General features: G+C 56.9%; 20 protein-coding genes. 1 reads left to right on the top strand and 19 read right to left on the bottom strand.

The window, feature by feature from the left end:
* The 18 genes from H6F75_RS09890 to H6F75_RS09800 form a co-directional block, all read right to left on the bottom strand.
* Entirely contained in the window at positions 1 to 723 is a 723-nt protein-coding gene (locus H6F75_RS09890; protein ID WP_190751670.1) for a phage tail protein I, read from the bottom strand.
* A complete protein-coding gene (locus H6F75_RS09885; protein ID WP_190751668.1) occupies positions 704 to 1648 on the bottom strand; it encodes a baseplate protein J in 945 nt (314 codons plus the stop codon). Before H6F75_RS09885 ends, H6F75_RS09890 begins: the two co-directional genes overlap by 20 nt.
* Positions 1645 to 5592, bottom strand: a complete 3948-nt coding sequence (locus H6F75_RS09880; protein WP_190751666.1) for a putative baseplate assembly protein — start codon at positions 5590 to 5592, stop codon at positions 1645 to 1647. Before H6F75_RS09880 ends, H6F75_RS09885 begins: the two co-directional genes overlap by 4 nt.
* 5 nt (positions 5593 to 5597) lie before the next feature.
* Positions 5598 to 5981, bottom strand: a complete 384-nt coding sequence (locus H6F75_RS09875; protein ID WP_190751663.1) for a GPW/gp25 family protein — start codon at positions 5979 to 5981, stop codon at positions 5598 to 5600.
* Positions 5982 to 5983: 2 nt separating this feature from the next.
* On the bottom strand, positions 5984 to 6412 hold the full coding sequence (locus tag H6F75_RS09870; RefSeq protein WP_190751661.1) for a PAAR domain-containing protein: 429 nt from the start codon (positions 6410 to 6412) through the stop codon (positions 5984 to 5986).
* A 15-nt stretch (positions 6413 to 6427) separates the two neighbouring features.
* A complete protein-coding gene (locus H6F75_RS09865; RefSeq protein ID WP_190751659.1) occupies positions 6428 to 7090 on the bottom strand; it encodes a phage baseplate assembly protein V in 663 nt (220 codons plus the stop codon).
* Positions 7087 to 8175 carry a contractile injection system protein, VgrG/Pvc8 family gene (locus H6F75_RS09860; protein ID WP_190751657.1) on the bottom strand — a complete coding sequence of 363 codons (1089 nt, stop codon included), beginning with the start codon at positions 8173 to 8175 and terminating at the stop codon, positions 7087 to 7089. The genes H6F75_RS09865 and H6F75_RS09860 overlap by 4 nt, the downstream gene beginning before the upstream one ends.
* A 5-nt stretch (positions 8176 to 8180) precedes the next feature.
* Positions 8181 to 8906 carry a LysM peptidoglycan-binding domain-containing protein gene (locus H6F75_RS09855; protein WP_190751655.1) on the bottom strand — a complete coding sequence of 242 codons (726 nt, stop codon included), beginning with the start codon at positions 8904 to 8906 and terminating at the stop codon, positions 8181 to 8183.
* Positions 8903 to 10195: a hypothetical protein gene (locus H6F75_RS09850; RefSeq protein WP_190751653.1), complete on the bottom strand. Its 1293-nt coding sequence runs from the start codon at positions 10193 to 10195 to the stop codon at positions 8903 to 8905. Before H6F75_RS09850 ends, H6F75_RS09855 begins: the two co-directional genes overlap by 4 nt.
* 11 nt (positions 10196 to 10206) lie before the next feature.
* The gene (locus H6F75_RS09845) at positions 10207 to 10764 is read right to left on the bottom strand and encodes a phage tail protein (protein ID WP_190751652.1); all 558 of its coding nucleotides are present in this window, start codon (positions 10762 to 10764) and stop codon (positions 10207 to 10209) included.
* Between the two features lie 46 nt (positions 10765 to 10810).
* Positions 10811 to 10957, bottom strand: a complete 147-nt coding sequence (locus H6F75_RS28995; protein ID WP_347710634.1) for a DUF6760 family protein — start codon at positions 10955 to 10957, stop codon at positions 10811 to 10813.
* 5 nt (positions 10958 to 10962) lie between these two features.
* Complete coding sequence (locus tag H6F75_RS09840) at positions 10963 to 11340, bottom strand: phage tail assembly protein (RefSeq protein ID WP_190751650.1); 378 nt, start codon at positions 11338 to 11340, stop codon at positions 10963 to 10965.
* A gap of 36 nt (positions 11341 to 11376) precedes the next feature.
* Positions 11377 to 11826, bottom strand: a complete 450-nt coding sequence (locus H6F75_RS09835; protein WP_190751648.1) for a phage tail protein — start codon at positions 11824 to 11826, stop codon at positions 11377 to 11379.
* Between the two features lie 40 nt (positions 11827 to 11866).
* Positions 11867 to 13027: a phage tail sheath subtilisin-like domain-containing protein gene (locus H6F75_RS09830; RefSeq protein WP_199303856.1), complete on the bottom strand. Its 1161-nt coding sequence runs from the start codon at positions 13025 to 13027 to the stop codon at positions 11867 to 11869.
* The gene (locus H6F75_RS09825; RefSeq protein WP_190751646.1) at positions 13028 to 14446 is read right to left on the bottom strand and encodes a phage tail sheath subtilisin-like domain-containing protein; all 1419 of its coding nucleotides are present in this window, start codon (positions 14444 to 14446) and stop codon (positions 13028 to 13030) included. It lies immediately after the preceding gene.
* 100 nt (positions 14447 to 14546) lie between these two features.
* A complete protein-coding gene (locus H6F75_RS09820; protein ID WP_190751644.1) occupies positions 14547 to 15185 on the bottom strand; it encodes a carboxypeptidase regulatory-like domain-containing protein in 639 nt (212 codons plus the stop codon).
* 41 nt (positions 15186 to 15226) lie between these two features.
* Positions 15227 to 15802, bottom strand: a complete 576-nt coding sequence (locus tag H6F75_RS09815; RefSeq protein WP_190751642.1) for a DUF4255 domain-containing protein — start codon at positions 15800 to 15802, stop codon at positions 15227 to 15229.
* Positions 15803 to 17029: 1227 nt separating this feature from the next.
* Complete coding sequence (locus H6F75_RS09800) at positions 17030 to 19108, bottom strand: DUF4157 domain-containing protein (RefSeq protein WP_242019858.1); 2079 nt, start codon at positions 19106 to 19108, stop codon at positions 17030 to 17032.
* Between the two features lie 125 nt (positions 19109 to 19233).
* Between H6F75_RS09800 and H6F75_RS09795 the strand changes: the two genes are divergently transcribed.
* Positions 19234 to 21270: an ATP-binding protein gene (locus tag H6F75_RS09795; RefSeq protein ID WP_199303855.1), complete on the top strand. Its 2037-nt coding sequence runs from the start codon at positions 19234 to 19236 to the stop codon at positions 21268 to 21270.
* A gap of 114 nt (positions 21271 to 21384) precedes the next feature.
* On the opposite strand, the gene H6F75_RS09790 is transcribed toward H6F75_RS09795, so the two are convergent.
* Positions 21385 to 21531 (bottom strand): IS1 family transposase (locus H6F75_RS09790; protein ID WP_242019556.1); only part of this gene is annotated, 147 nt, incomplete at its 5' end.

The following is a 21531-nucleotide window of genomic DNA, read 5'->3' as shown; positions in this document are numbered from 1 at the left end:
TTACGTGTCTCCAACTGAGGGGGGTTGAGTCGAGCTACCTAAAATTGTTCTGTTAGTATATTTTTCGTCAGCAGTGATTCTGAGCATTGTTTTTTGGGGATTTTTGCCCTCACGGCGCGCGAGGTCCTCAGAGATCAGGCGCATGGTCGGCATTTTGATCTGCAAGGCATAAAATGTGTGGGCCGGTTTCTCCTGATCGATAATGGCGCGGGCAATTCTCTCTTTGCGTCGATAGGCTTCTAGATCTTGACTGGTTAGCTCTAGCTCAACTTGAAAGTAGTGGGCGGGTGGGTCAAATTCATAGACAGAGATTTTTTCTTGGGCATTTTCATCGTTTTCTAGGTAGAGCTTAAGCATTTCAACCAATCCTGCTTTGGTGCCCCGTTTTTGATACAGCGGCACAATACGGCGAATGAAACTGCGCTTGACCTGCTCAGGCCAGTCTTCTCGCAGGCTGAGGGCAACCCAGTTGGCCAGCCAGGGCAAAAATTCTGCCGGGGTTTGGGTCGGGTCAAGGTATGTGTGCAGCTGGCCGATCAGGGCCTCTAGTCCCGGTGGATTTTCGGTCTCGGGCAGCAGAATTTTGGTCTCTGTCGACGCGGTGGGCAACCCCGTTAAAATTTGCTCAAAGGCCAGCAAAAACTGGCCCAAAATGGGGTCGGTTTGCAGGGCGGCGGGCAGGTATTGGAGGTAGTCGCTGGGGTTAGATGGCTCGCCATTCATCGCCGGTCGGCTCCATGAGGGTAAAACTGTCGGGGCTGAGGCTGGCGCTGACCAGGGCATGGGGGGCGATCGCAATTTCATCCATGGCGGTAGCCCCTGCGTCTAACCGCACCGCTTGCACATAGTCCACCCCGGGAATGCGATCGAGCAGGGCGTAGAGCTCAGAGCTATAGACCGATCGCCCAAAGGGCCAGCCGTCGCCACCCCAGTACTGGTTTGAAGCCAGCGGATGAAAGAAATTCTCCACCTCTGTCATGGCCTGATCGCGCACTCGCACCGGATCTGCGCCCGCTTCGAGGTACAGACTGGCGCTCGGCTGAATGGGGACATACTGCGGGCCAACAATGTGGTGATGAACCGTAAGCAGCTGCCGGGGCGCAAACCACTGGTGCAGCTGAGCCATCAGGTCAGGGCTGGGCTGGGGTTGGGCAGCAGCGGTGTCGGGTAAAACCACCAGGCTGATATGGGCAGAATCGTCTCGCGTTTTGGCAGGCGGGCGGTCTAGATTGCAGCCCGGCAGGCAGTGAACCCGCTTTACCTGTAGGGCTGGGTCAGTCTGGGTCTGGTTCCACTGCTCAATCAGGGTGGCAAAATCGGCGGGGGTGACGGCGCGATAGGTCTGCCGCAGGTCGGTCAAGGCTTGCCGAATTTCTCGTTGGAGGGCGGCGGGATTGTCCTGTAGCGACCCATCGATGTCTTTGCCCCGGAGCAGCTTGAGGTAGGCCACGGTGTTGGCGTCGGGCAGCTGGTTGACGCGGTAAAGCGCTAGCTCCGCCAGCCAGGCCAGCAGCTCGATCACGACTATGCCGGGGTCGCTGGGGTTGTGGTCAGTCCAGTCGGGGTATTCGAGGATGATGTGCGATCGCGCCTCGGCCACCAGGTCGGCGTAGGTACGATCGTCCAGGTTGGGCAGGGGTAGGGTCATGGTTCACCTCCGGGGGTCGGCATCGCGAGCTGCACGCTATGGAGGCCCGAGAACACTAGGGTATCGGCAGGCAGGGTAGGGCGGGTAGGGAAAATGGTCAGCGACTGAACGTGATCAACCCCTGGCACGGCGGCAATCACCGCGTACAGGTCTGACTCCTGCGGAAAGCGGCCCCAGGGCCAGCCTATGCCCCTGGGGCCACCAGTCAGTGGATGCAAAAACGCCTCTAGCTGCTGCAGCACTTGCGATCGCACCCCATCGGCCCCCTGGAGCGAGACCGGCACCAGGGTAGTGGTGACCACCACCTCCTGCCACTGAGGGCGCAGCACCTGCAAATTCAGAGTCGCTCCACAGCGCGATTGTAGATAGTCGGCCACGCGATCGAGCAGGGCCAGACTGGGAGTAGGATGGCGCGCGGCGCTGTAGGGCACAATCAGGAGCTGCACTAGGCCAACCTGGGACACGGCGCGGTGCGGCGCGAGCTTTTGCTTGGACGGAACGCTGCGGGGGTCAAGCCAGTGATTGTCGTCGAGGGGGTCAAAGGTGGGGGCGATCGCCTTGGCTCGCGCCACATCGGGGGAGGCCTCAAAGGCCAGGTCTTCAAAATCTTGGCAGGTGACGGCGCGGCCTCGGTGGCGCAGCTGCTTGGGGCCGCGCTCCTGCAACGCAGTCAGCGATTCTTGGGCCGAGCCCCCGCCCCCTGCTTCAAGGTTGGTGACGCGGGCCACAAAGGGAATGGTGGTCTTGAGCTGGTTGACGGTCTGAGGCAAAAACGCCGCCCCACTGCCGCCCCCGGTTTGGTAGTGCAGGCGAATATTGTTGCGGCCCTGGGGCGGCACCCGGCCCGCCTGGCCGTCGCCAAACTGAATCGTGCCGGTGATGTAGTCGAGGGTATAGTGGCGATCGCGGGCCGTAGAGCGATAAAAGTCGGTAACCAGTTGCCAGCGTACCCACACCGCCGTGGTCTGCCCCGTTTCATTGCGCTCGATCGTTACCGCTCCTGGGCCGAGAGCCGCTTCCAGGTCAGCCTGCTCGGCAGCAGCGGGGGGGCTACCCTCTTGAATCTCCAGCCGCAGCCCGGCCAGCACAGGCGACTGCGTCGTGACGTAGGTTTGGTGGGGCTCACCGCTGCTCGACCCCAAAATTTCGCCCGCTCGGGTGGTGGTCTGGCTGGCCCACATGGTGTTGGTGAGCACTCGCCGCAGCTGGGGCCGGAGGGGAAAGACACCGTCATGCCAGCGCACCCGCAGCCAGTAGCGGCTTTGCCCAAACCGGGTGCGGGGCTGCAGGTCTGCGGGGGCCATAAACTGAATGAGCCCTCGGTCGGTAAAGCCTTTAGTGTGATCGTGAAGGCCCAGGTGCGTCCAGCCTACAGGGCTGGCATAGTCTGTGGTGAGTTGGGCTGGCGCGACTCCGGCCTGGGGGTCAATGTCATCGCCGACGGCGGGCGGCTCGACCTGAAGATAGAGGGTGGTGAGGCGGTTAGCTAGAGGTCTGTCGAAGCCCAGGTAGAGAGTAGGGTGGCGATCGCCGCTGGGCACAAACGGACGAAAGGTGGGAACTAGGGTTGAGAGTTTAGGGTAGTCACGCTGCACCGGCTGGGTGAGGATAAGCAGCTGGCGATCGCTATCGATCGCCTCAACCGCCACGGTTTCTGCTTCGATCGCCACTACCGAGGGTTGGGGCAGCACCGGCACCAGGCTGAGAGACATTCCTACCGAAACTCCATCCACGCTGCGGATTGGCAAGACATGACTGCCCTGTTGTACCTCAGCCGTGAGCTGGGCACAGACCATGACTGCCGTAACGCCAGGGTTGTAGCTGTTCGCCAGATCCTCAACCAGGGTGATGGTCTGGGCTTGAAAATCAACGGCAAAAATATCACGGATTTCAGCCGAGGTGGCAGTCCTTAGCAGCACCTGTTGCCAAGTGGGGGAATAGGCGTAGGCGCTCAACCGCTGATCCCGCACCGCCAGCGAGGCTACTGAGGTGAGCTTGAGCACCCGCTGACCGGCATCGACCCTGTCCGCCAGCGCCAGCGCCGATAGCGCCGCAGCGGTAAACTCGTTTTGCGCCACGCAGGCCGATGCCGGCACCAGCGCCGACGCGTATTCGTAGCCCAGGGTGAGCGATTTGAGGGAGGGGGCGCCAAACCCATTCAGCAACACCCTGGCTCCCGCCGGATACGCTTTCGACAAACCGGTAGCGGTTTTGAGGGTGATCTCATGCTTCTCCTGAACTACAGCGGCAACTTTATGGGATTCGTACTGGGCGGCATTGGAAACGGTAATTGGGTCGTTGAGAAAGAAACCGCGAACGTCGTGAACCGCTAGCGTGGTTTGACCGGCATCGGCCTGGCTCCGCAGCGAGGTGCTGGCGGTGGCGGCCTCAGTGCGATAGCTACCCCGCACGATGCGCCCCCGCAGCCAGTAGTTATTTTCGCCCCCCACCTCGACCTGGGCCAGAGTATTGGGCAGCCGAAAGCTCAGTTCGCCCCGGACGGTAAAGTTTTGGGTGGTGTCTTGGAAATCGGCGAGTTTGACCGTTTGCCACCTCAGCCCCGTCCACACTTCCCAGTCCAGCTCCAGGTCGCTCGACGGGCTGACGGGTAGTGGCGGCGGGGTGCTGACCTCGATCGCCAGCGTGATCAGCGCCCCGGCCTTAGATAACACCTCCTGACTGGCGATGTAAACCGTGTCGTTAAAGCGAGGTTGTTCGCCCAAGGGGAAAAAGTCTTTGCTGGTATCCAGGCTGGCCGTATTGAAGCTGCACAGGGCAGGCGGCAAATTATCGTGCCTCATTTCCACCTTGAGGTGGAGGCTAAGCAGCTGGGGCAGAGCGGTTTGATCGGCGGGTAGCGGAGTGTGCAGAGCGGCTCTTAGCCAGGCCGCCTCTAGGCCATGTAAGGTCTGTTTGACGGAGGTAGGCAGCTGCTTGGTGAGAGTGAATTCCCAGGTCTCACCCTCGGCCGGTCGGGTCTGAAAGGCTGGCCGAATGCGACCCTCGCTGTCGATCGCCAGCCGAGCCAGCTGAATGGTCGTGGCCGCTGTGGTGTTGGCCGTGCCAGCGGGCACCACCCGCTTGAGAATGGGCGTGGTCGTCTTAGCCGACGCCGCCGAGATCGCCAGCACGACGATCTGGTTTTTGTCGGTGTCGCTTGCCGTCAGCTCCTGATCGCTGGCCAGCACAATCTCCTTGCCGTCGGTATCGATCGCGCGGCCTTTGCCAATCAGAATTGTCTTTTGGTCGGCGGTTAGGGTGACACTGAGCCCGTCGACAATGCCCAGCACCGGCTGCCAGGTGGCCCCGTTCCACACCGACCAGGTGATAGGGAAGTGCGACAGATCGGCGGCCTCCGGCGATCGCACCTGCACTGTCACCGTTTTGCGCCCGGGAAGCGTCAGCAGTGGGTCACAGGCAAAATAGAGGGCGTGCTCAACGGGGCGATCGCCCTCAAACATAGGGAAGGCATTGGCGTCCAATCCCGTCACCTGGGGGGTGCAGTCGCGGTAGCGATCGCCCCCCGGCTCACTGACCAAGGCTGACACTAGCTGGGCGGTGGTTACTACTAGCTCCTGTTCGGTTTCAAACACGGCTTCCTCGCCGTCGGGCAGCAGGGCGGCGACCTGAGTTTGGGCGGGCACGTAAGCCTCCACCGGGCTGCCCACCGCCAGCTCAAAGGTGAGCGGCACTCGGGCGGGCTGGGGCGGGCGCAGCTGGGTGCCAATCAGGTCGAGAAAGGCGAGAAAGTTTTTTTCGGGGGCGCGGTTGAGGCGATCGCTGACCAACGCCGCCATGCGCCCAAAGATCCGCACCAGCGCCGTGCCCGCATCCGGGTCGGCCGGCTGGGGCTGCCAGCCGGGCACATGCTTCTGTACCAAAGCCGTGGTCTGGCGGACAATGTCGTCGTAGGAGCGGTGGTCAATTTTGGGCGGCGTTGCCATGCAGACTACTCAAGATAGAACGGGTAGACCAGGTTGAAGCGGTTGGTCGTGTTGCGCACCTGGTAGTTGATCTGAATCAGCAGATGGCTGGGGTTGTCGGCGCTGGGCTGCACGGCTACATCCAGCACGTCGATGCGGGCTTCCCACTCGACCAGCGATCGCTGCACTTCGCTGACAATTTGGCCGATGGTTTCGGCCCCGTTGGTGGCAAATACCAGGTCATGGATGCCGCAGCCAAAGTCAGGCCGCATCAGGCGCTCTCCCGGAGCGGTGCTCAAAATCATCTCAATGGACTGGCGCACCGCCGCCTCGTAGCGGGTCATCTGCACCCGCCCGTTTGCTATGGCCAACGGGAACTGCCATCCCACCCCCAAAAAGTCGCTGTCCATGGCTAGCCTCCAACTAAAACCTGGGTGGGTGTGCCGGGGCCGGGGGCGATCGTTCCGTGGGGCGGCGGCAGCTCGCTACAGGTCTGCACCGGGTCGCCAATGCGGGCCACCGGCTTGCCCTCAATTTTTACCGTGCCGCTGCCCCGCATCACCTCCGCCCGATTGTTTGGCGGCTTCACAAAGCTCGCTGGGGGGACAGTGCCTGGTGGTGATAAGGCCACGTGCCCCTTAGCCAGCCCGGCGCTGCCCTGGAGCACCACAAACTTGCCGTCAATTTTGACCTTTTGGCTAAGCTGCTGATCGAGAGTGGCGCTGAAGGGGTGGGAAACGGGGGCCACCACCGGGGGGCCGGGGGGGTTGGGTTGCCCCTGCACCTGGTGCAGACAGGCCGTGATGACCAGATCGCCCTGACGGGCTACGGGTTGACCCATGGGAAAGGCTCCTGATTAATTGATATTGATTAAATTGGCTTTAAGCGTCATTTGAGGTCCTGCTTTCAGCTCCAGATTTTGCTGGGCCTCGACTTTGATCTCAGCCCCGGATTTAAGCTCAATGCCCTTGCCGCTGAGCTTAAGTTTGCCGTTTTTCGACTGAATCAAAATATCGGCATCGCCCGTGACCGTCACGGTATTGTCTTTGGTGCTGATGACAATGCTGTTTTTGCCGCTGCCGTCGATAATTTCAATTTTTTCATTGTCCTTGGTGTCGTCGAACTGAATGGTGTGGCCACTGCGAGATTTAAGGGTGCGGTGGTTATTTTTGCCGTCGCTGTTAAGGTTAATGGGTTTGTCTTTGCCGTTCCACAGGGCCCCCAGAATGTAGGGAAACTCAATGTCGCCTTGCTCAAAGGCAACCAAGACCTCGGTGTCAACCTCGGGCAGAAAATGGAGGCCATAGGCCTGATTGGTGTCGGGGTTGCGGCCTGCCATGGGGGTTAGCACCCGCGCCCAGGCCCCTTCATCCAGGTCGCTGAGCCAGGGAAATTTGAGTTTGACCCGGCCCAGTTCTTTTGGGTCTTGGTTATTGGTGACAATGCCAACAGTAACGCCAAAGAAGCGATCGCCTTGGTCGGGTGTACCGATAATTTGAGCCAGTGGGGTAGAGGTCATAAGGCATTTCTCCGGACAGAAAACTGAGTGCTGTAGCTCTGCTCAGGGGCGTAGGTGTGAACGGCGGAGACCACGTAGTAGAGGCCGCTAAATCGCTGGCCAATATCGGTAATGTCGACTAAGCTGCCTGCTCGCAGGTCAGCGCGCCCACTGCAGGAGCCGTCGCCGCTGATGTAGCTCAGCGATCGCTGGTTGAAGTGAGCCTTGGCCAACAGATCAGCCTCGGCTTGGGTGGTCACGGGTTGGGTCACAATCGGGTTGCTGGAGCCGGCAAAGGCTGCCATGGGGCCGCTGGTGGTGCCCCCCATTTTGCCGATTTCGTCTCGATTGGCGACGGCCTTGCCTAAAATCGGCTGTTTATCGCGATCTGTCTCCTGGGGGTTCCAGCCACGTACCTCCACCTGCTTCACCTGCCCCATGGCGCTCATGCGGGGGGCAAACTCCAGGTGGTCGAACTTTGGACTGAGGGTGAGCACCTTGTCCTTATCCTTGTCCTGGGCAAACTGCTGGGGGCGAAAGTGCAGGGTTTTCTCAACCATCGCTAACTCGTAGCCAATGCGGCGAGCCTGACTCTGCAAAAACTCCATATCCGTCTGGTTGTGCTGCAAAATATAGTCCAGCTTATCGGCGGTGGGGGTCACCTTACCACTCAGCCCGGCCTCTTGAATGACCTTCTCAGCCACATCGCTGAGCTTCATCTGAGTGAATGAGCGCGTTTTTTGTTCGTGCATGAGGAGATGGCGCAGGTCGTGGCCGCGCACCGTCAGGATAGGCGGGCTGCCGGGGGCAAACTCGGGCTCCAACCCGGTGATTTCTCCCGAGATCAGCGGCTTCAGGTCGCTGCCGTAGCCCATTTGAATGTCGATCGCCGTCCCCACTGTAAACAGCTCGTCATCCAGCCAGGTAAACTCTCCCGCTTCGGTGTCCCAACTAGCCAGGGTGAGAGCAAACATGCTGGGCGCTTCGATGTCATCGGTGACCACTACCGTTTGCAAATCAGCGATCGCCTCAAACTGGCGCAGGCTATGTTGCACTTGTACCTTAATTGTGGGAATGGGGATCTCAGCGCGGCTGGTAAAACTCATGGCGGCTATGCTGGGGGTTGACCAAGGCGGTTAGGGCGCAGGGGCGGTACGGTAAGCAACTGCCCCGGCCTGAGGCGGCGCGGATCCGTAATTTGGTTTGCCGCCGCGATGATTCGCCAAAGCGCCCCGTTACCATATTCCTCAGCGGCAATACTGCTGAGGGTTTCGCCTCGTTTGACAATCCGAGTGGGGTCGTCGACCAGCTTGCTCTGCTTTTGCTGGGTCTCAGCAGATTTCCACTCCTCAAAGGCGCAGCTGAGGGTAGCGCGGGTGGGGGTACCATCGGCTAAAAAGCGGGTGTAGCTGGTCGTCACCTGCATCAACACCCCCAAAAAGGCGAGGTTGCCCCACTGCAAATGGCAGCTTGGCGGCCGGGGGCGCTTGCTGAGGGTGCCATTGGGCTTGGTAAGGTCAGTAATTTTTTCGATGTAGGGGCGCACGTCTTTAGCAACGCTAATTTTGGGTCTGGCCCCCGGCATGGCCTTGAGGTAGGACGCGGCCTTGAGCATATCCATAAAGCTGGGCAGTGAGTCGGGCAGGCTAGTGTCTAAAAACAGCTCAAAGCTTAGGGTAGTGGGCACGTTGGCTGGCACCAGACGGTTGCCGCTGCCGCGCTGCCACCCCACCTGCACCATTTGAATTTGGCTGGGGTTATACAGCACCTCAAAGGAGGCTAATCGGGAATGGCCGTACTGGGTTTCGGGCCAGATCCGCATTTTCTCTAGCTTCATGACCGCCACCCCCGCCGCTCACGCTCGATCGCTAGGCGGCGAGCCAGCTTGCGCTCCACCTGATCCGCCAGGGCCTCCACATCCAGGGGCGGGGACGGGGCATGGGAGACTACCGTTGGAACTGGCAGCACGGCTGGGACTGGCGGCACGGCGGCGGGTGCCGCCAGCGATCCGCCACGAATGTCTCGCACGATGGATGGCCCAGGCAAGGGCGACTCTGGCCCTGCGGTCGGCCCAACCGGGCCACCTCCCGGCAGCGTTCGAGCTTCCCCATGAGGGTTTGCTATCTCCCAAGAGCCGGTAGGCATTGACTGAATTGGCGATACCACCGCCAGCGGAGCCAGCACCGGGGGTGGGGGCTGCCCCCAGTCCGTCTTCGGAGCCAAGCTGCGCACCCTGGGTAGGGACGGGGGCTGCTCGACTGTGGGGTCAGCGGATTTAGCCTTTGGGCCAGGGAGTTTAGCCGTTGGGATAGCCTGCGATCGGGCGGACAAAGCGCTGGCATGATCGGTTAAGGACCGCTCCTGATGCGAACGCTGTTGCGTTGGCGAAATCGCTAGTGGCCCTTCGGCGGAAATTGACAAATCTTGTGATTCCCCTAGCAGGAATGGCGAAGTCACCCGCAAATCAGCCCGCTCCGATGGCCTGACGATGGAGTTGGCGGTGACAATGGGTAGCATCTGCCCCAGCGGGGATGGCAGGGGCGGCGGCCCGATCGCTGCCCCTGAGAACGGAGTAGATAATGGGACCGGGGTAGGCTGCACCTCCCCGACTGACCTGACCGACTGCACTGCTAGATCAGGCCACCCAGCATTCAACCTTGGAGATTGATCACCAGAGGCACCGGGCCCAGCATCTAACCGACTAAGCCCGGCCACCGCCCTGGGTTGAACTTGGGGCAAGTCTGGTAAGGGCTGGGGTGCTGGAGCCATGCTTGCGCCCCGATTAGCCGGAGCCCCAGGGGCAAACTTGGCCTGAATGACCATGGGGTGATCAGTCTTGGCGGCGGGGGAGATAGACGTTTGCTTGGGGACAGCGGCGTTGTCCTCGGGCGGCAGGGCTTGGGCATAGACGATCGGGGTTTGAGGGTATGTACCTGCCGCTGGTAGGTGTCGCTGGTCCAGGGTAGTCAACAACGGCAGGCGATTAGCCCAGCGCTCAGCCCGCGCCTGAATCTGCTCGGTAAGCTCAGAACCAATCACGCCAGGCTGGGTGACAGGGCGCATCAGCCGCTGCACTAGGCCGGGGTTGAGGGTGGTTTGCCAGGTTGGCTGCGGGGGGGTCGGCATGCGTCGTCTCCCTAGGAATTGAGTTTGAGCGACGTAGTTGCTCGGCCCGCCCGCGCTAGCCGAACGGCAGATAGCGCCAGGGCGAGGGAGGGTTTGGTCACGCCCCGGTGCACGAGTTCTAGCTGTTCAACCGCTACGGTGGTGGCGTTGCTGGCGTCGAGCTGCGGCCCTACCCAGCGCACGGGATAGGCGTCTTTGAAGTTCCACCAGGTGATGGGCTGGCGGCGGTTGTCGAGCATGATCACGGTGCCGTTGAGCCGCAGTACCACGCCCTCGGCGGCGGCATTAAACCACCGCCAGAGCACGTTCAAATCGGTGATGCCGTGGGTCAACACCAGGTTGGGATAGGTGATCTGGCTGGGAAACTGGTGAGCATAGCCGTTCACCCCGCCCTCTTGATAATCTTGCAGCTGAATACTGCTCTCTAGCCCCGACACGGTAGAAAACCCGCCCGTGAGCAAGCCGCCGATTTCTACCACAAAGTTGTATCCCATGTAGGGGTCGAGGCGGCGACCCGATCGCTCTAGGGCGGCAGCAAATAGGGTATTGGCGGGGGGCGTTAGCACCATGGAGGTCTCGATCAGAAACTACTGGATTGATGGTGGGGCGATGGCCCTACCGGGCGGGTCTTTGACCATCGCGCTGCTGGTTAATGCGGGCAATTTCAGACACCCACTGCTGGCGATCGCGGTGTTCTAGCTGCAAAATCTGCTCTGGCGACCAGTGAAAGTGATAGGCGATGTACGCTACCTCCTCCTGCAGCTGTGCTAGGGGGTAGCGAGTAACTCCCCCGCAGGTACCGGCTCGACTTCAAACTCGCCCTGGCAGTGGGGACAGCTCACCAGCAGCCGGGGGTGCCCCACCTGATTGATGCGCTGATAAAAGTCTTGTAGATACACCAGGTCTGCCGAAAATAAACCCTCAATCACCTTGGGGTTGAGGGAGGACAGCTCTCCCAGCTGGGTAATCACCCGCGCCAGTAAGATAATTACTAAATAGCCCGGGTTGCTCTGCACCCGTGGATCGCGCAGGGGGGCGATTTCGTCGTAGGCGGTGGCCAGGCGCATGGTGCCCTCGCGGTGGAGGGTGCCGTCAGGGTCGAGGTAGCCCTGGGGTAGGGTGAAGGGGAATTCGGTGGAGAGCATGGGTGGGGGAGTGGGGGAGTAAGAGGGTGAGGGTGGTTACTTCCAGTCGTCGATGGTGATACCTTCGTGGACCAGTTCAAAGGTTTCGATCGCCGCGCCGTCGGTGGTGGCGTCAAAGTCAGGGGCAGTCCAGGTGATTGGCCAGCAGTTGGTCAAATTCCAGCGAATTTTTTCCTGGCCGGTTTGATCCATTAAGACAATGGAAATGTCGCGGCGATCGGGGTTGCCCTTCATGACGTTCTCGCGCCAGCTCCATAGCTCTTTGTTGTTGGTAATGCCGCGCTGCAGGGTGATGTTGCTGTAAGTGTTGAGCCCCGGCAGTTTACGCATGGTGGGCGGATCGGTGCCCTCGCGATATTCTCCAGAGCCCTGGGAGGCGCTCAGGCCTGAGCACTGCCGAAACCCGGCGTGAATAATGCTGTTCCACTCCACAAAAAAGTTATAGCCCTGGTAGGGGTCGGGGTTGTGGGCATTGCTAGCAGGCATGGTTAGGTCTCCGGTAAAGGTTAAAAAAAGGTTGCGGCGGCTATACCAGGGTGACGCCGGTTTCGCCCTGAATGAGGCGCACCACAATAAATTCGCTGGGTACTGTGGGGGCTAAGCCAATTTCGGTAATCACCATGCCGCGATCGAGCACCTCAGGGGTGTTGATTTCGGCATCGCACTTGATAAAAAACGCCTCCTCGGGCGAATTGCCTTGGAGCATGCCCTGGGCCAGTAGCGACTCTAAGTAGGCGGTCAGCTCGCGCTCGATGCGAATCCACAGCATGAGATCGTTGGGCTCAAAGGCGAAGGCCGACAGGTTGCGATCGACCCAGCGACCCACCATCAAAAACAGCCGTCGCACATTCACGTGGCGCCAGGCAGTTACCTCACTCAGCGTTCGGGCTCCCCACAAGCGAATACCGCGCCCTGGCAGCACTTGAATACAGTTAACTCCTGCCCCCTGAGCGATCGGATTCAGCCTGCTCTGATCGACGTTGGACAGATCCACGCTGACATCGACGGCTCCATTTATAACCACATTGGCGGGGGCTTTATGAACGCCTGTATCGCCATCGCTTTGGGCATAAATACCGGCGATGTGACCGCAGGGGGGCATGTGCGCCGCCGCCGCTGGGTTCAGGCGCTGCACCTGGATCCAAGGATAGTACAGGGCACCATTGCGGCTAGCACCATGGTGCGACAGAGCCTTCTGGTGGGCCTGCACGTCGGCAAGAGTAGCTTGGGCAGGAGCATCTAAGATGGCAAAGCGATCGCCCATCTCCTCGCAGTGATCTAGCATGGCCTGCTGCAGGGTCAGCAGTTGTGAGCGATCGCTTCTGTGGTCGGCCAGGTCGGGGGCGCACACTAGGTCAATGGTGTCTAAACTGGCGATCGCCTCCAGCCCAGCGGCCAATGCTTTTTCGAGGTCAACCAGATCGCGCAGGCGCAATACGTAGCAAGCCCTGCCGCCGTTGCCAAAAAAGCCCTGCACCGCATCGGGCAAGGTGCTGGCTCCCAACCCAAACATCTCCCCATACTGGGGCCAGTGGGTCAGTAGCTTTGGGCTGTCCACCTCGCCCCGCTCCGCCAAGCCTAAAAAGACAGGCACCCCAGTTAAAAAGCTGGGGGCCGGGGGCGAAAAGTGCTGCTCCCAGTGAACCCCTGGTGTCAGGTAGGTTTGAGCCATCGGTTGAGCCACCATCTATTGACCGTCCTGCCGCTGGCTGAGCCGAAAGACGACAAATTCGGCGGGCTTGACGACGGCCACGCCAATGTCGGTCACCACCAGCCCCAGCTCTCGCTGGTTGGGGGGGTTATTTTCGGCGTCGCATTTGACGTAGAACGCTTCCTCGGGGGTGCTACCAAATAGTGCTCCGCTGCGCCATACCACTGTCAAAAAGGCCGTCACACTACGGCGAATTTTGGCCCATAGCTCTGGGGAGTTGGGTTCAAATACCGTCCACTGGGTGCCTTCGTCAATGGATTCTTTGAGGTAGTTAAACAACCGCCGCGTGCTGATGTATTTGAACTCGCCGTTGGCCTCGCCGCCTAGAGTGCGCGCGCCCCAGACGCGAATGTCGCCGTTGAAATTGCGAATGCAGTTGATGCCTTTTTCGTTCAGGGTGTCTTGATTTCGCTTGCTAATAGGTTGCGCCAGTGCCGTGGCTCCGACCACTACTTCGTTGGCGGGGGCTTTGAACACGCCGCGCTGGCTATCGACACGAGCGTAGATCCCGGCTACGTGGCCGCTGGGGGGCACCGCGATCGGCACCTTTGGGTCTGCCGCTGCCGGGTCAAACACCAGCAGCCAGGGAAAATACAGCGCTGCGTAATCGGAGGGGAAGGGCTGGAGCAGGGTTTTGGCATTGGTGGCGCTGAGGTCAACGCTGGGAGGGCCGTCGAGAATGGCAACGCGATCGCCCAGAAGAGCGCAGTTGTCCGCAATATACTTGCGGGTTTCCTGTAAACCCGGAGCCGCTACAATCGCAATCTCATCGATCGCCTCAAACTGATCCAGAACTAGGCCCACGCTGGCTTCGGTGTCGCTGGCTACCCTGGCCACATAGCAGCGCGTGCCCCCGTTGCGAAAGAACCCTAGCACCGCGTGGGCCAGCAGATTTGGTTGGCCCGCTATGAAGACTTCTTTAGAGGCATCACCTTTAGTGGTGTCAACCACGCCAAACAGGTCTTTGAATTCGGTGAAATTGGTGCAGACCTTGACCTCAGGGGCCGCCGCCACTGGGGACTGAACGGCAACTTTGTAGTATCCGGTAATTTTTTTGTCTTTACCAGGTGCAGTTGTAAACGTAGCAGAAAATTTATTGCCGTCTTTGGTAATTTTTACATCGGTGTTGGGAACATCGTCCACCAAAAAGCCAAAGTCGCCTTCGGTGACAATGTCGGATTCGGGTAACGGAAAATTTCTTTGATTGGCACTAGCGACTGCAATGTCAACTGGGGCCTCAGCGCTGCCGATGGCTCGGGTAGTGGCACCAACGGGCTCAACCAGGCCAATAAAGCCAGCGGTGCTAGTGCCAACTCCAGCGATCGGCGCGGCCGATTTCTCTTCAGAAACATAGACTCCGGGCGATTGGGTGATGACCGTTGTCAGCGCTACCATGACAGTTCTCCTGATAGAGATAATGGGGAATGTAGTCAGAGAAGGGGCTAGGGCTACTGCCCTCTAGACAGCCCCTAGATAGCTCAGGAACCCTGTTACCTTAGGAAGAATTCGCTGTGGTTTCCGCCACCTTAAAATCTAAGGTGGTCACCCCACCCTGCTTGAGCTGAACCCCCTGCACCAGGGTGGGATAGCCCTTGGCAAAAACCTGCACCCTGGGTCGGAGTGCTTGCCCCGGCTCGCCGGCTGGCCAAACCTCTAAACCTGTCAGCAGATAGCTGCCCTCAGCATTGCTAAACACCGCTGGGCTGCTCCCTTCGACCTGAATGCGAGCCATACAAACAGGCTTTTTGTTGTGGGTAATGGTGCCGGTCAGCGCCGTGGTAGGTAGGGTGATGGGGGCGATCGCCGGCTCGGCCTGGCCCTCACTGTTGAGGGCCACTGTTAGTTCTGGGGTAGTAACTGTGCTGTAGCAAGTGCCGGTACCCGGCAGTGAGGCAGTCAGGGTGTAGGTGCCGACGGGTAAATCAAGGAAGTGAAAGCATCCATCGATCGCGCTAACGACCTGGCTAAGCCCTTCAATTGGGCGATCGCCTACCGTGAGTTGTTTTAGCCTTAGTCTCTGCTGAAAGGCTGGCGGCGCTTGATTGATGGTGACAACTGCCCCGGCGATCGCCCGCTGGGTAAGGGCTTCGACCACTCGTCCAGCGATCGCCACCTGTCGGCGCTTAGTTGTCATGGTCATCCATGCTGTCATGCGGTACCCCAGACTTCTAATACTTAGGCCAGAACTAGCGCCACGGCCTCTTCTTCTTCGTAAACCGGAATTGCGATCGTTACGGTGTAGTTCAACGCAGGCTTGGGCCTACCACCCATGGCCTGCCAAAACTCCCCCAGACTCTGTAACTGAGTGGGCCGCAGAGTCAAACCGCGTGGCAAAATCTCCTGGTCTACCATGCTGCCCTGCAGAACGGCCCTTGGAATGGTGGGGTGCCGCAGCAAAGCTTTCATCACCTCGCCTAGCAGCCGGTGCTCGGTTTGGGGGTCGGGCTGGCCACTGGCCACCCAAATGGTAATGGCGTAAGAGCAATCGACCCGCACGGGGAGGCGACGGCGGGTGGCGGTGCCGCCGGGCTGGCGATCGAGCACCCACTCGTTGCTGCGTAGCTCCAGATTTTCGCGCACATCGTAGAGGAAAAGGTTGATCACCGGGGCTTGGGAGATCTGGCTGGCGAACTCGTGATCAGGGGTGGCAAAGCTGATCGACACCCTCGTGGTTGCATTATCTCCTACTAGAGCAGGAGGCAATTCCGCTTTGAGCAATTCTTCTAGCGTTCTATCTAGGTCATGAAGCATGAAAGAGCAATATTTTTACTGTTTCAGAAGTAAAAACAAAGGAACAAAAGAACTCTACACCTACTCCTTCTACTTGCGAGATTAAATTTTAATAATTAATGCCTTAAATCTTAATGGAAAGTAGAAAAATTTTATACTCAAAGGCTGAGATTACCTACTGATCAAATTTGCCTAGGTCTTCTCAGACAGGTGATATACTTCTCGTAACATTATGGGAACCTCATTTCAAGCGATCGCGAGGTATTCATGAAGTCTCCTTGCCTGGTTGAACCAAAGTCTGCTGCTACCTTTCCTCAACCCTTAATCATAGAGACTGCTAACACTGCACTGTATCCTGTGCTGCAACGGCAAGCGCAGATTGGTAACCAAGCAACTAACCAACCAACTCATCCGAGAATATTCTGGAGCAAACCCTGGAATCTATTCAAATCGGTCAATGTTTCGAGGGTTGTCTTACAAATTGCTGAGCGAATTATCTCAAAACGGTCTGATTCAGGCTAAATTGGCAATCAGTCAACTGGATGACAAATATGAAAAGGAGGCTAATCGGGTTGCAGCAACGGTAGTAGAAGAATTAAATTATTCCGTTTTAGCCTAATCTTCTAACCGGTCTAAGTCTTGTGTGAAACAAACGCTGCAAAGACAGTCGATTGCTGCGGTTACAAACGGGATAGAAACATTAGTGTCTGCTGGCTTGGAATTTGCCATTCAACGGACAAAGGGACGGGGACAGCCTTTGGAAGAGAGAGTTCGACTACCAATGGAAAAGACATTCGGAGCGGATTTCAGTCAGGTCAGGCTGCATACGGATGCCACGTCAGATGCGATAAACCAGCAGTTGCGATCGCACGCCTTCACCAACCGTCATGACATCTTTTGGAGACAGGGAGAATACAACCCAGACAGCTGAGTAGGGCAGTCATTGCTTGCCCATGAATTAACCCATGTCTTACAGCAAACGGAAGAGTCTGCGGGATACCCATCCTCTTCGACTATTCCCATGGGAAGCATTCTTAGATAAGAGCGGGTTTACCAGTGTTCTCGTACGGTTAGTTAATTTATTGTGAAACTCGCTCCGTACAATTGTCTCGTTATTTAAGCTGCGATCTTTAGCTATCGTAGGATGAGTTAGTGATAGTGTAATTCATGCTATTTAGAAGATTAATATGGCATGGCTGCGCCTAGCACATCCTACAGCCAACTCGGCAACCACTTCCTCTTGACCACTTAAGGAGTGAGTAAATCTGTGATTTGCGCGGGATACGCAAAGTCATAATTAAGAGATGGAACGTAATTCTTGCACATATCCATCACGAAATGGAAGCGATGAATTCCTGATGCTGACTTCCAATAGTTTTTATTCCAAAAGGCGAAGATTGCCAGGGCAACCGCGATCTTCTCGTCGTCGTCACATCCCACTGTTTCACATAGCTGCATCAGCCGCGCTGTCGTGTAGGAGGGCCCTACCTCAACTAACAGCTCACTCTGCCGCACCTTTTTCATCACTTCAGAGGTTTCGTCAATATAGGAGTAGGATTTGTCTGTGCCAGGGATGGGAACCTCTGGCCTTACCTGGTCAATTACCTCTATTCGGGCTGGCGTATAGCTGTAAGAACTCACGCTTTTGTCGTCCGGGGCTTTGACTGCGTTATGTGCTTGGTTTTCTTCATTTTCTAAAGCCTGCCTTTTTTTATCATAAAACTCTGCCAGGTTGTACTTTTCTGTCCACCGCTTATGTATATTCTCAGCCAGTACCCTATTGTTATCAGATAGCGCACTTCGATACTCGTCGCTTAGCTGTTCAATGTCCTTATTTAATTGCTCAATTATGCTTGTCCACTTTTTTATTAGGGCCGCATCAGCTTCAAAATCATACAAGAATGTTGTGACGTCATGAAGAGCACTGATCAGTTTCTTAAAGTCATTCGAGCTGCTTAATACTTTGTCAATTTCTACTTGCCTTAACATACCGCCTTTATACCATCCTTTTCTTGCGTAGTAGGTATATTCTCCCTTTACTTGCGCTTTATACTTCTGGTAAAGAGGCCATGCTTGTACTTTTGTAGCAACCGACTTCAGTCGAGTCACAATATCGCTGTCTATCACCTGTTGGGCTAAGTCGCCTTCTTTCTTCGTGGCTTGTTCCCGATACCCCTCGGCTAAGATTTTTCTGATAGCATTCTCCTCGTTTATAAAGGTGTGACTTCTTCTTGTCAAGGCTGTAGACAGATGCACAAATTCTCTTAAGTGGTTGGAGGCTTTTCCTCGATTGGTCATCATGTCCTTAATGGTGCCGATTATCTCCGATTTGCTCTTGTTGTCCCACTTGTTTTTCAGGGCTTGCACTTCTGCGTCTGCTAAATTGTCTATCAGCCATTGATTTAGCTTAAGGTACAGTTCCACCGCGGTTCCGGTCCACTTCACTGGGACGGCTTCTCCCCCAAATGTATGAGAGATGGTGCGCTGGATAGATGAGGCTGCCCCTGCCTTCGCCGCCCTCTGTTGGGCTACGTGGGTCAACTCATGGGCGATTAGCGCTTGTCCTTCCCTGCTTCTCGGTTGATAAGCTCCTTGGCGAAAAAACACATCTGAGCCTGTAGTAAACGCTTTTGCTTGAATAGAGCGATTTAACTGATCCGAGGTGGCATTTGTGTGAATTCGTACGTTCCGAAAGTCTGATCCAATCGCTTGGCCCATTGCCTGTTGCAGGCTGGCATCTAAAGGCTGACCCTTCCCGCGTGCCTGTTGGATAGATGCTTCCAATGCATCGGATGCTTCTCCCTCGACTATAGCGGTGGATTGGGGCAACCTCTGGGCTAAAAGCTGAATGGGCGTAGCTTCCGAAAATTCCCTCTGATTGTTGTCTTCTCCTGGGCCGATTACGGGAGTGTTGACTTGTTCCACGACCCTGGCAGCAATGTCGTCGGCCTGTTGCTCGTAGCAATCGTCCACGGCTCCAATGGTCAGTTTCGGTTGAATTAAGAAGGGCTGAGATGGGGATCTGCTCTGTTCCCGCGCTTGCTGCACTACCTGGTTGACGTAGCGATTGCCATACTGCTGTTGCATTTGCAGAAGCAATTGGGGATTAGCCGCCATTTGCTGAGTCGGGATCCGACTCAGTATCTTAGCCTGTATTTTGGGATTGGGGGTCTGTCCTCTACTCAAAAATTGCTGAACTTGCGTTCCCTCTGAGGAGAAACTATCCTTTCCTATGAAGGCTTCTTCGGCTTGGGGTTTGATCGAAGATTGAGCTGATCGGTTCTGCTTTGCTTCGTGCACGAATGTTTCCCCCTCAGAAATTAGCATCGTTCTTCCAAGAATAATATACTCATAGAAGAATGAAAAAACGGACAGAATTTATCACCAGTTTGTCTTATCTCAGAGAACTATTGTTAAGGCTACAGCGCTTAGATCATCAATTAGAACTGGCTTTGAGAATAGCGCAGGCCACTGGTGCTGATACTGCGGTCGATCCCTATCGCGGGCTGCACATTGATGAATCCGAAGTCAATCGCCTCTTGAATCGCGAACCAGGTGTTCCTGCTTTTCAGGTATGTGCAAAATTCAACGAAACCATTCCAGCAATCGCGCCTCAACCCGGTTCTCGGTTGGAGTGGTTGAAGCAAAACTTTGAGTTGACCGAATTTGATTTAGATGTGGTGGTGATCGCCCTGGCTCCCGAACTCGATCGCCGCTACGAACGACTCTACGCTTATCTACAAGACGACGTGCGCTGCAAACGCCCCACCATTGACCTGGCTCTCAATCTGCTCTGTACCGATGCAGTTGAAAAGCTCGAGCGGCGATCGCACTTTACCTCTGCTGCCCCCCTCTTACACAATCAGCTCTTGCACCTGCAAAGCGAACTCACCACAAAACCGACCTTTCTCGCCCAAGAACTGCACCTAGATAGTCAGGTTCTACGCTTTTTGCTGGCTCAGCCGGGGCTAGATGCTAGCCTGTCGCCCTTTTGCCAGTTGCTCACAGCCGCTCCAGAGAGTAAGCCCGAGAGCCTAAACGACCTAGCCCTGCACCAGGTCACCCAAGCATGGCAAAATCAGCAGCCCCTGCGGCTATATTTTCAGGGTCGCGATCGCCTTTCCCAGCGACGCACCGCTCTCAGCCTCGCCTACTATCTCAAGGTTCCGCTGTTACAGGTTGATCTACCCCGGCTAGTGGCGGTCAATGTAGATCTAGAGCCGACCCTGCGGCGGGTCTGGCGAGAGGCAGAGTTTCAAAGGGCTCTGCTGTACTTGGAGGGGGTAGAGGCATTCACCCCAGAGCAACGCCTGGGATACCAGTCCCTGCTGCGACTGGTGGCTACCACCGAGACGGTGGTGGTGCTGGCGGGTACAGGCGATTGGGCCGCCGAAGCCATCGAGCCACCTCTGGTGGTGGTGGTGGTGCCGTTTTTGCCGCTGGCGTTTACCCAGCGGCGGCAGTGCTGGCAGAAGCATCTGACGGAAATTGGCGTGGCAGCTGACGAAGCGATTTCGGCTGGAATTGTTCCCACCGACCTCGACGCCCTCGCCGATCGCTTTGGCCTCACGGCAGCCCAAATTGCCGAGGCCGTGGCGGTGGCTCGCAACACCGCTCAGTGGCAAGGGGTGCCCACCGCGCTGCCTCATCTATTTACCGCCGCCCGCGCCCAAGCCGGGCGAGAATTGCAGGGTCTAGCCCGCAAAATTGAGCCAAAATACCACTGGGATGATATTGTCCTACGGCCTGACGCACAGCTGCAGCTCCAAGAACTCTGTCGTCAGTCACAGTATCGGCATGTGGTGTTCGACGCTTGGAAGTTTGATCAGAAGCTTTCCCTAGGCAAGGGCATCAATGCTTTGTTTTCGGGGCCGCCGGGTACCGGCAAAACCATGGCCGCAGAGGTGATTGCCCACGAACTCCAGCTCGACCTCTACAAAATTGACCTGTCTAAAATTGTCAGCAAATACATCGGCGAAACCGAGAAAAATCTTGATCGCATCTTTACCGCCGCCGCTAACTCCAACGCCATTCTGCTGTTCGACGAGGCCGATGCTCTATTTGGCAAGCGCTCGGAGGTGCAAGACGCCCACGATCGCTACGCCAACATTGAAGTCGGTTACCTACTGCAAAAAATGGAGGAGTATGAAGGCATCGCCCTACTCACCAGCAACCTGCGCAGCAGCCTAGACGCTGCCTTTGTTAGGCGACTGCGGTTTATTATCGAATTTCCCTTGCCTGACGCAAGCGATCGTTACCACATTTGGCAACAAGTCTGGCCAGATAGCACTTCCCTCGCAGCCGATGTCAACCTTAACCTCCTTGCTCAGAAGCTTGAAGTTACCGGTGCAGAGATTCGCAATATTGCCCTAGCCGCTGCCTTTCTAGCCGCTGCAGAAGGACAATCTATTGGCATGAGTCACCTTAAACAGGCCGTACGACGCGAGTTTCAAAAAATGGGAAAATTGCTAATGGAGAATATGGTGTAGCGCAGTTTAGGTAAAAGCATATCTAGGCTAAAGGAAAAGACACATCGCATGAGCTCCATAACCGACATTTCATAGGTTAGATAAAACGAGTATAGAGAGTGACAAGGGGTAGTACTAGAGAGGTAATGATGCGTTGTAGTGGTGAATAAAATTCCACAGCAAGCCAATGTGATTGCGCAGACTTTTAGAGAAGGCTAAGCTGCGTCTGACAAAGCGTGAAACCCGCTGTCTGAGAGTATTGTTGAATCGCTCAATGTAACT

It is taken from the genome of Nodosilinea sp. FACHB-131, assembly GCF_014695395.1.
GTDB lineage: Bacteria > Cyanobacteriota > Cyanobacteriia > Phormidesmidales > Phormidesmidaceae > Nodosilinea.
This window is presented reverse-complemented; position numbering and strand designations above follow the sequence as displayed.

Excerpts from the sequence above, each read along its gene's own strand:
- H6F75_RS09840 (WP_190751650.1), bottom strand. The coding sequence starts at position 11,340 with ATGCTCTCCACCGAATTCCCCTTCACCCTACCCCAGGGCTACCTCGAC.
- H6F75_RS09825 (WP_190751646.1), bottom strand. The coding sequence starts at position 14,446 with ATGGTAGCGCTGACAACGGTCATCACCCAATCGCCCGGAGTCTATGTT.
- H6F75_RS09875 (WP_190751663.1), bottom strand. The coding sequence starts at position 5,981 with ATGGACAGCGACTTTTTGGGGGTGGGATGGCAGTTCCCGTTGGCCATA.
- H6F75_RS09820 (WP_190751644.1), bottom strand. The coding sequence starts at position 15,185 with ATGACAACTAAGCGCCGACAGGTGGCGATCGCTGGACGAGTGGTCGAA.
- H6F75_RS09880 (WP_190751666.1), bottom strand. The coding sequence starts at position 5,592 with ATGGCAACGCCGCCCAAAATTGACCACCGCTCCTACGACGACATTGTC.
- H6F75_RS09815 (WP_190751642.1), bottom strand. The coding sequence starts at position 15,802 with ATGCTTCATGACCTAGATAGAACGCTAGAAGAATTGCTCAAAGCGGAA.
- H6F75_RS09870 (WP_190751661.1), bottom strand. The coding sequence starts at position 6,412 with ATGGGTCAACCCGTAGCCCGTCAGGGCGATCTGGTCATCACGGCCTGT.
- H6F75_RS09800 (WP_242019858.1), bottom strand. The coding sequence starts at position 19,108 with ATGCTAATTTCTGAGGGGGAAACATTCGTGCACGAAGCAAAGCAGAAC.
- H6F75_RS09850 (WP_190751653.1), bottom strand. The coding sequence starts at position 10,195 with ATGCCGACCCCCCCGCAGCCAACCTGGCAAACCACCCTCAACCCCGGC.
- H6F75_RS09865 (WP_190751659.1), bottom strand. The coding sequence starts at position 7,090 with ATGACCTCTACCCCACTGGCTCAAATTATCGGTACACCCGACCAAGGC.
- H6F75_RS09855 (WP_190751655.1), bottom strand. The coding sequence starts at position 8,906 with ATGAAGCTAGAGAAAATGCGGATCTGGCCCGAAACCCAGTACGGCCAT.
- H6F75_RS09845 (WP_190751652.1), bottom strand. The coding sequence starts at position 10,764 with ATGGTGCTAACGCCCCCCGCCAATACCCTATTTGCTGCCGCCCTAGAG.
- H6F75_RS09890 (WP_190751670.1), bottom strand. The coding sequence starts at position 723 with ATGAATGGCGAGCCATCTAACCCCAGCGACTACCTCCAATACCTGCCC.
- H6F75_RS09835 (WP_190751648.1), bottom strand. The coding sequence starts at position 11,826 with ATGCCTGCTAGCAATGCCCACAACCCCGACCCCTACCAGGGCTATAAC.
- H6F75_RS09830 (WP_199303856.1), bottom strand. The coding sequence starts at position 13,027 with ATGGTGGCTCAACCGATGGCTCAAACCTACCTGACACCAGGGGTTCAC.
- H6F75_RS09885 (WP_190751668.1), bottom strand. The coding sequence starts at position 1,648 with ATGACCCTACCCCTGCCCAACCTGGACGATCGTACCTACGCCGACCTG.
- H6F75_RS09860 (WP_190751657.1), bottom strand. The coding sequence starts at position 8,175 with ATGAGTTTTACCAGCCGCGCTGAGATCCCCATTCCCACAATTAAGGTA.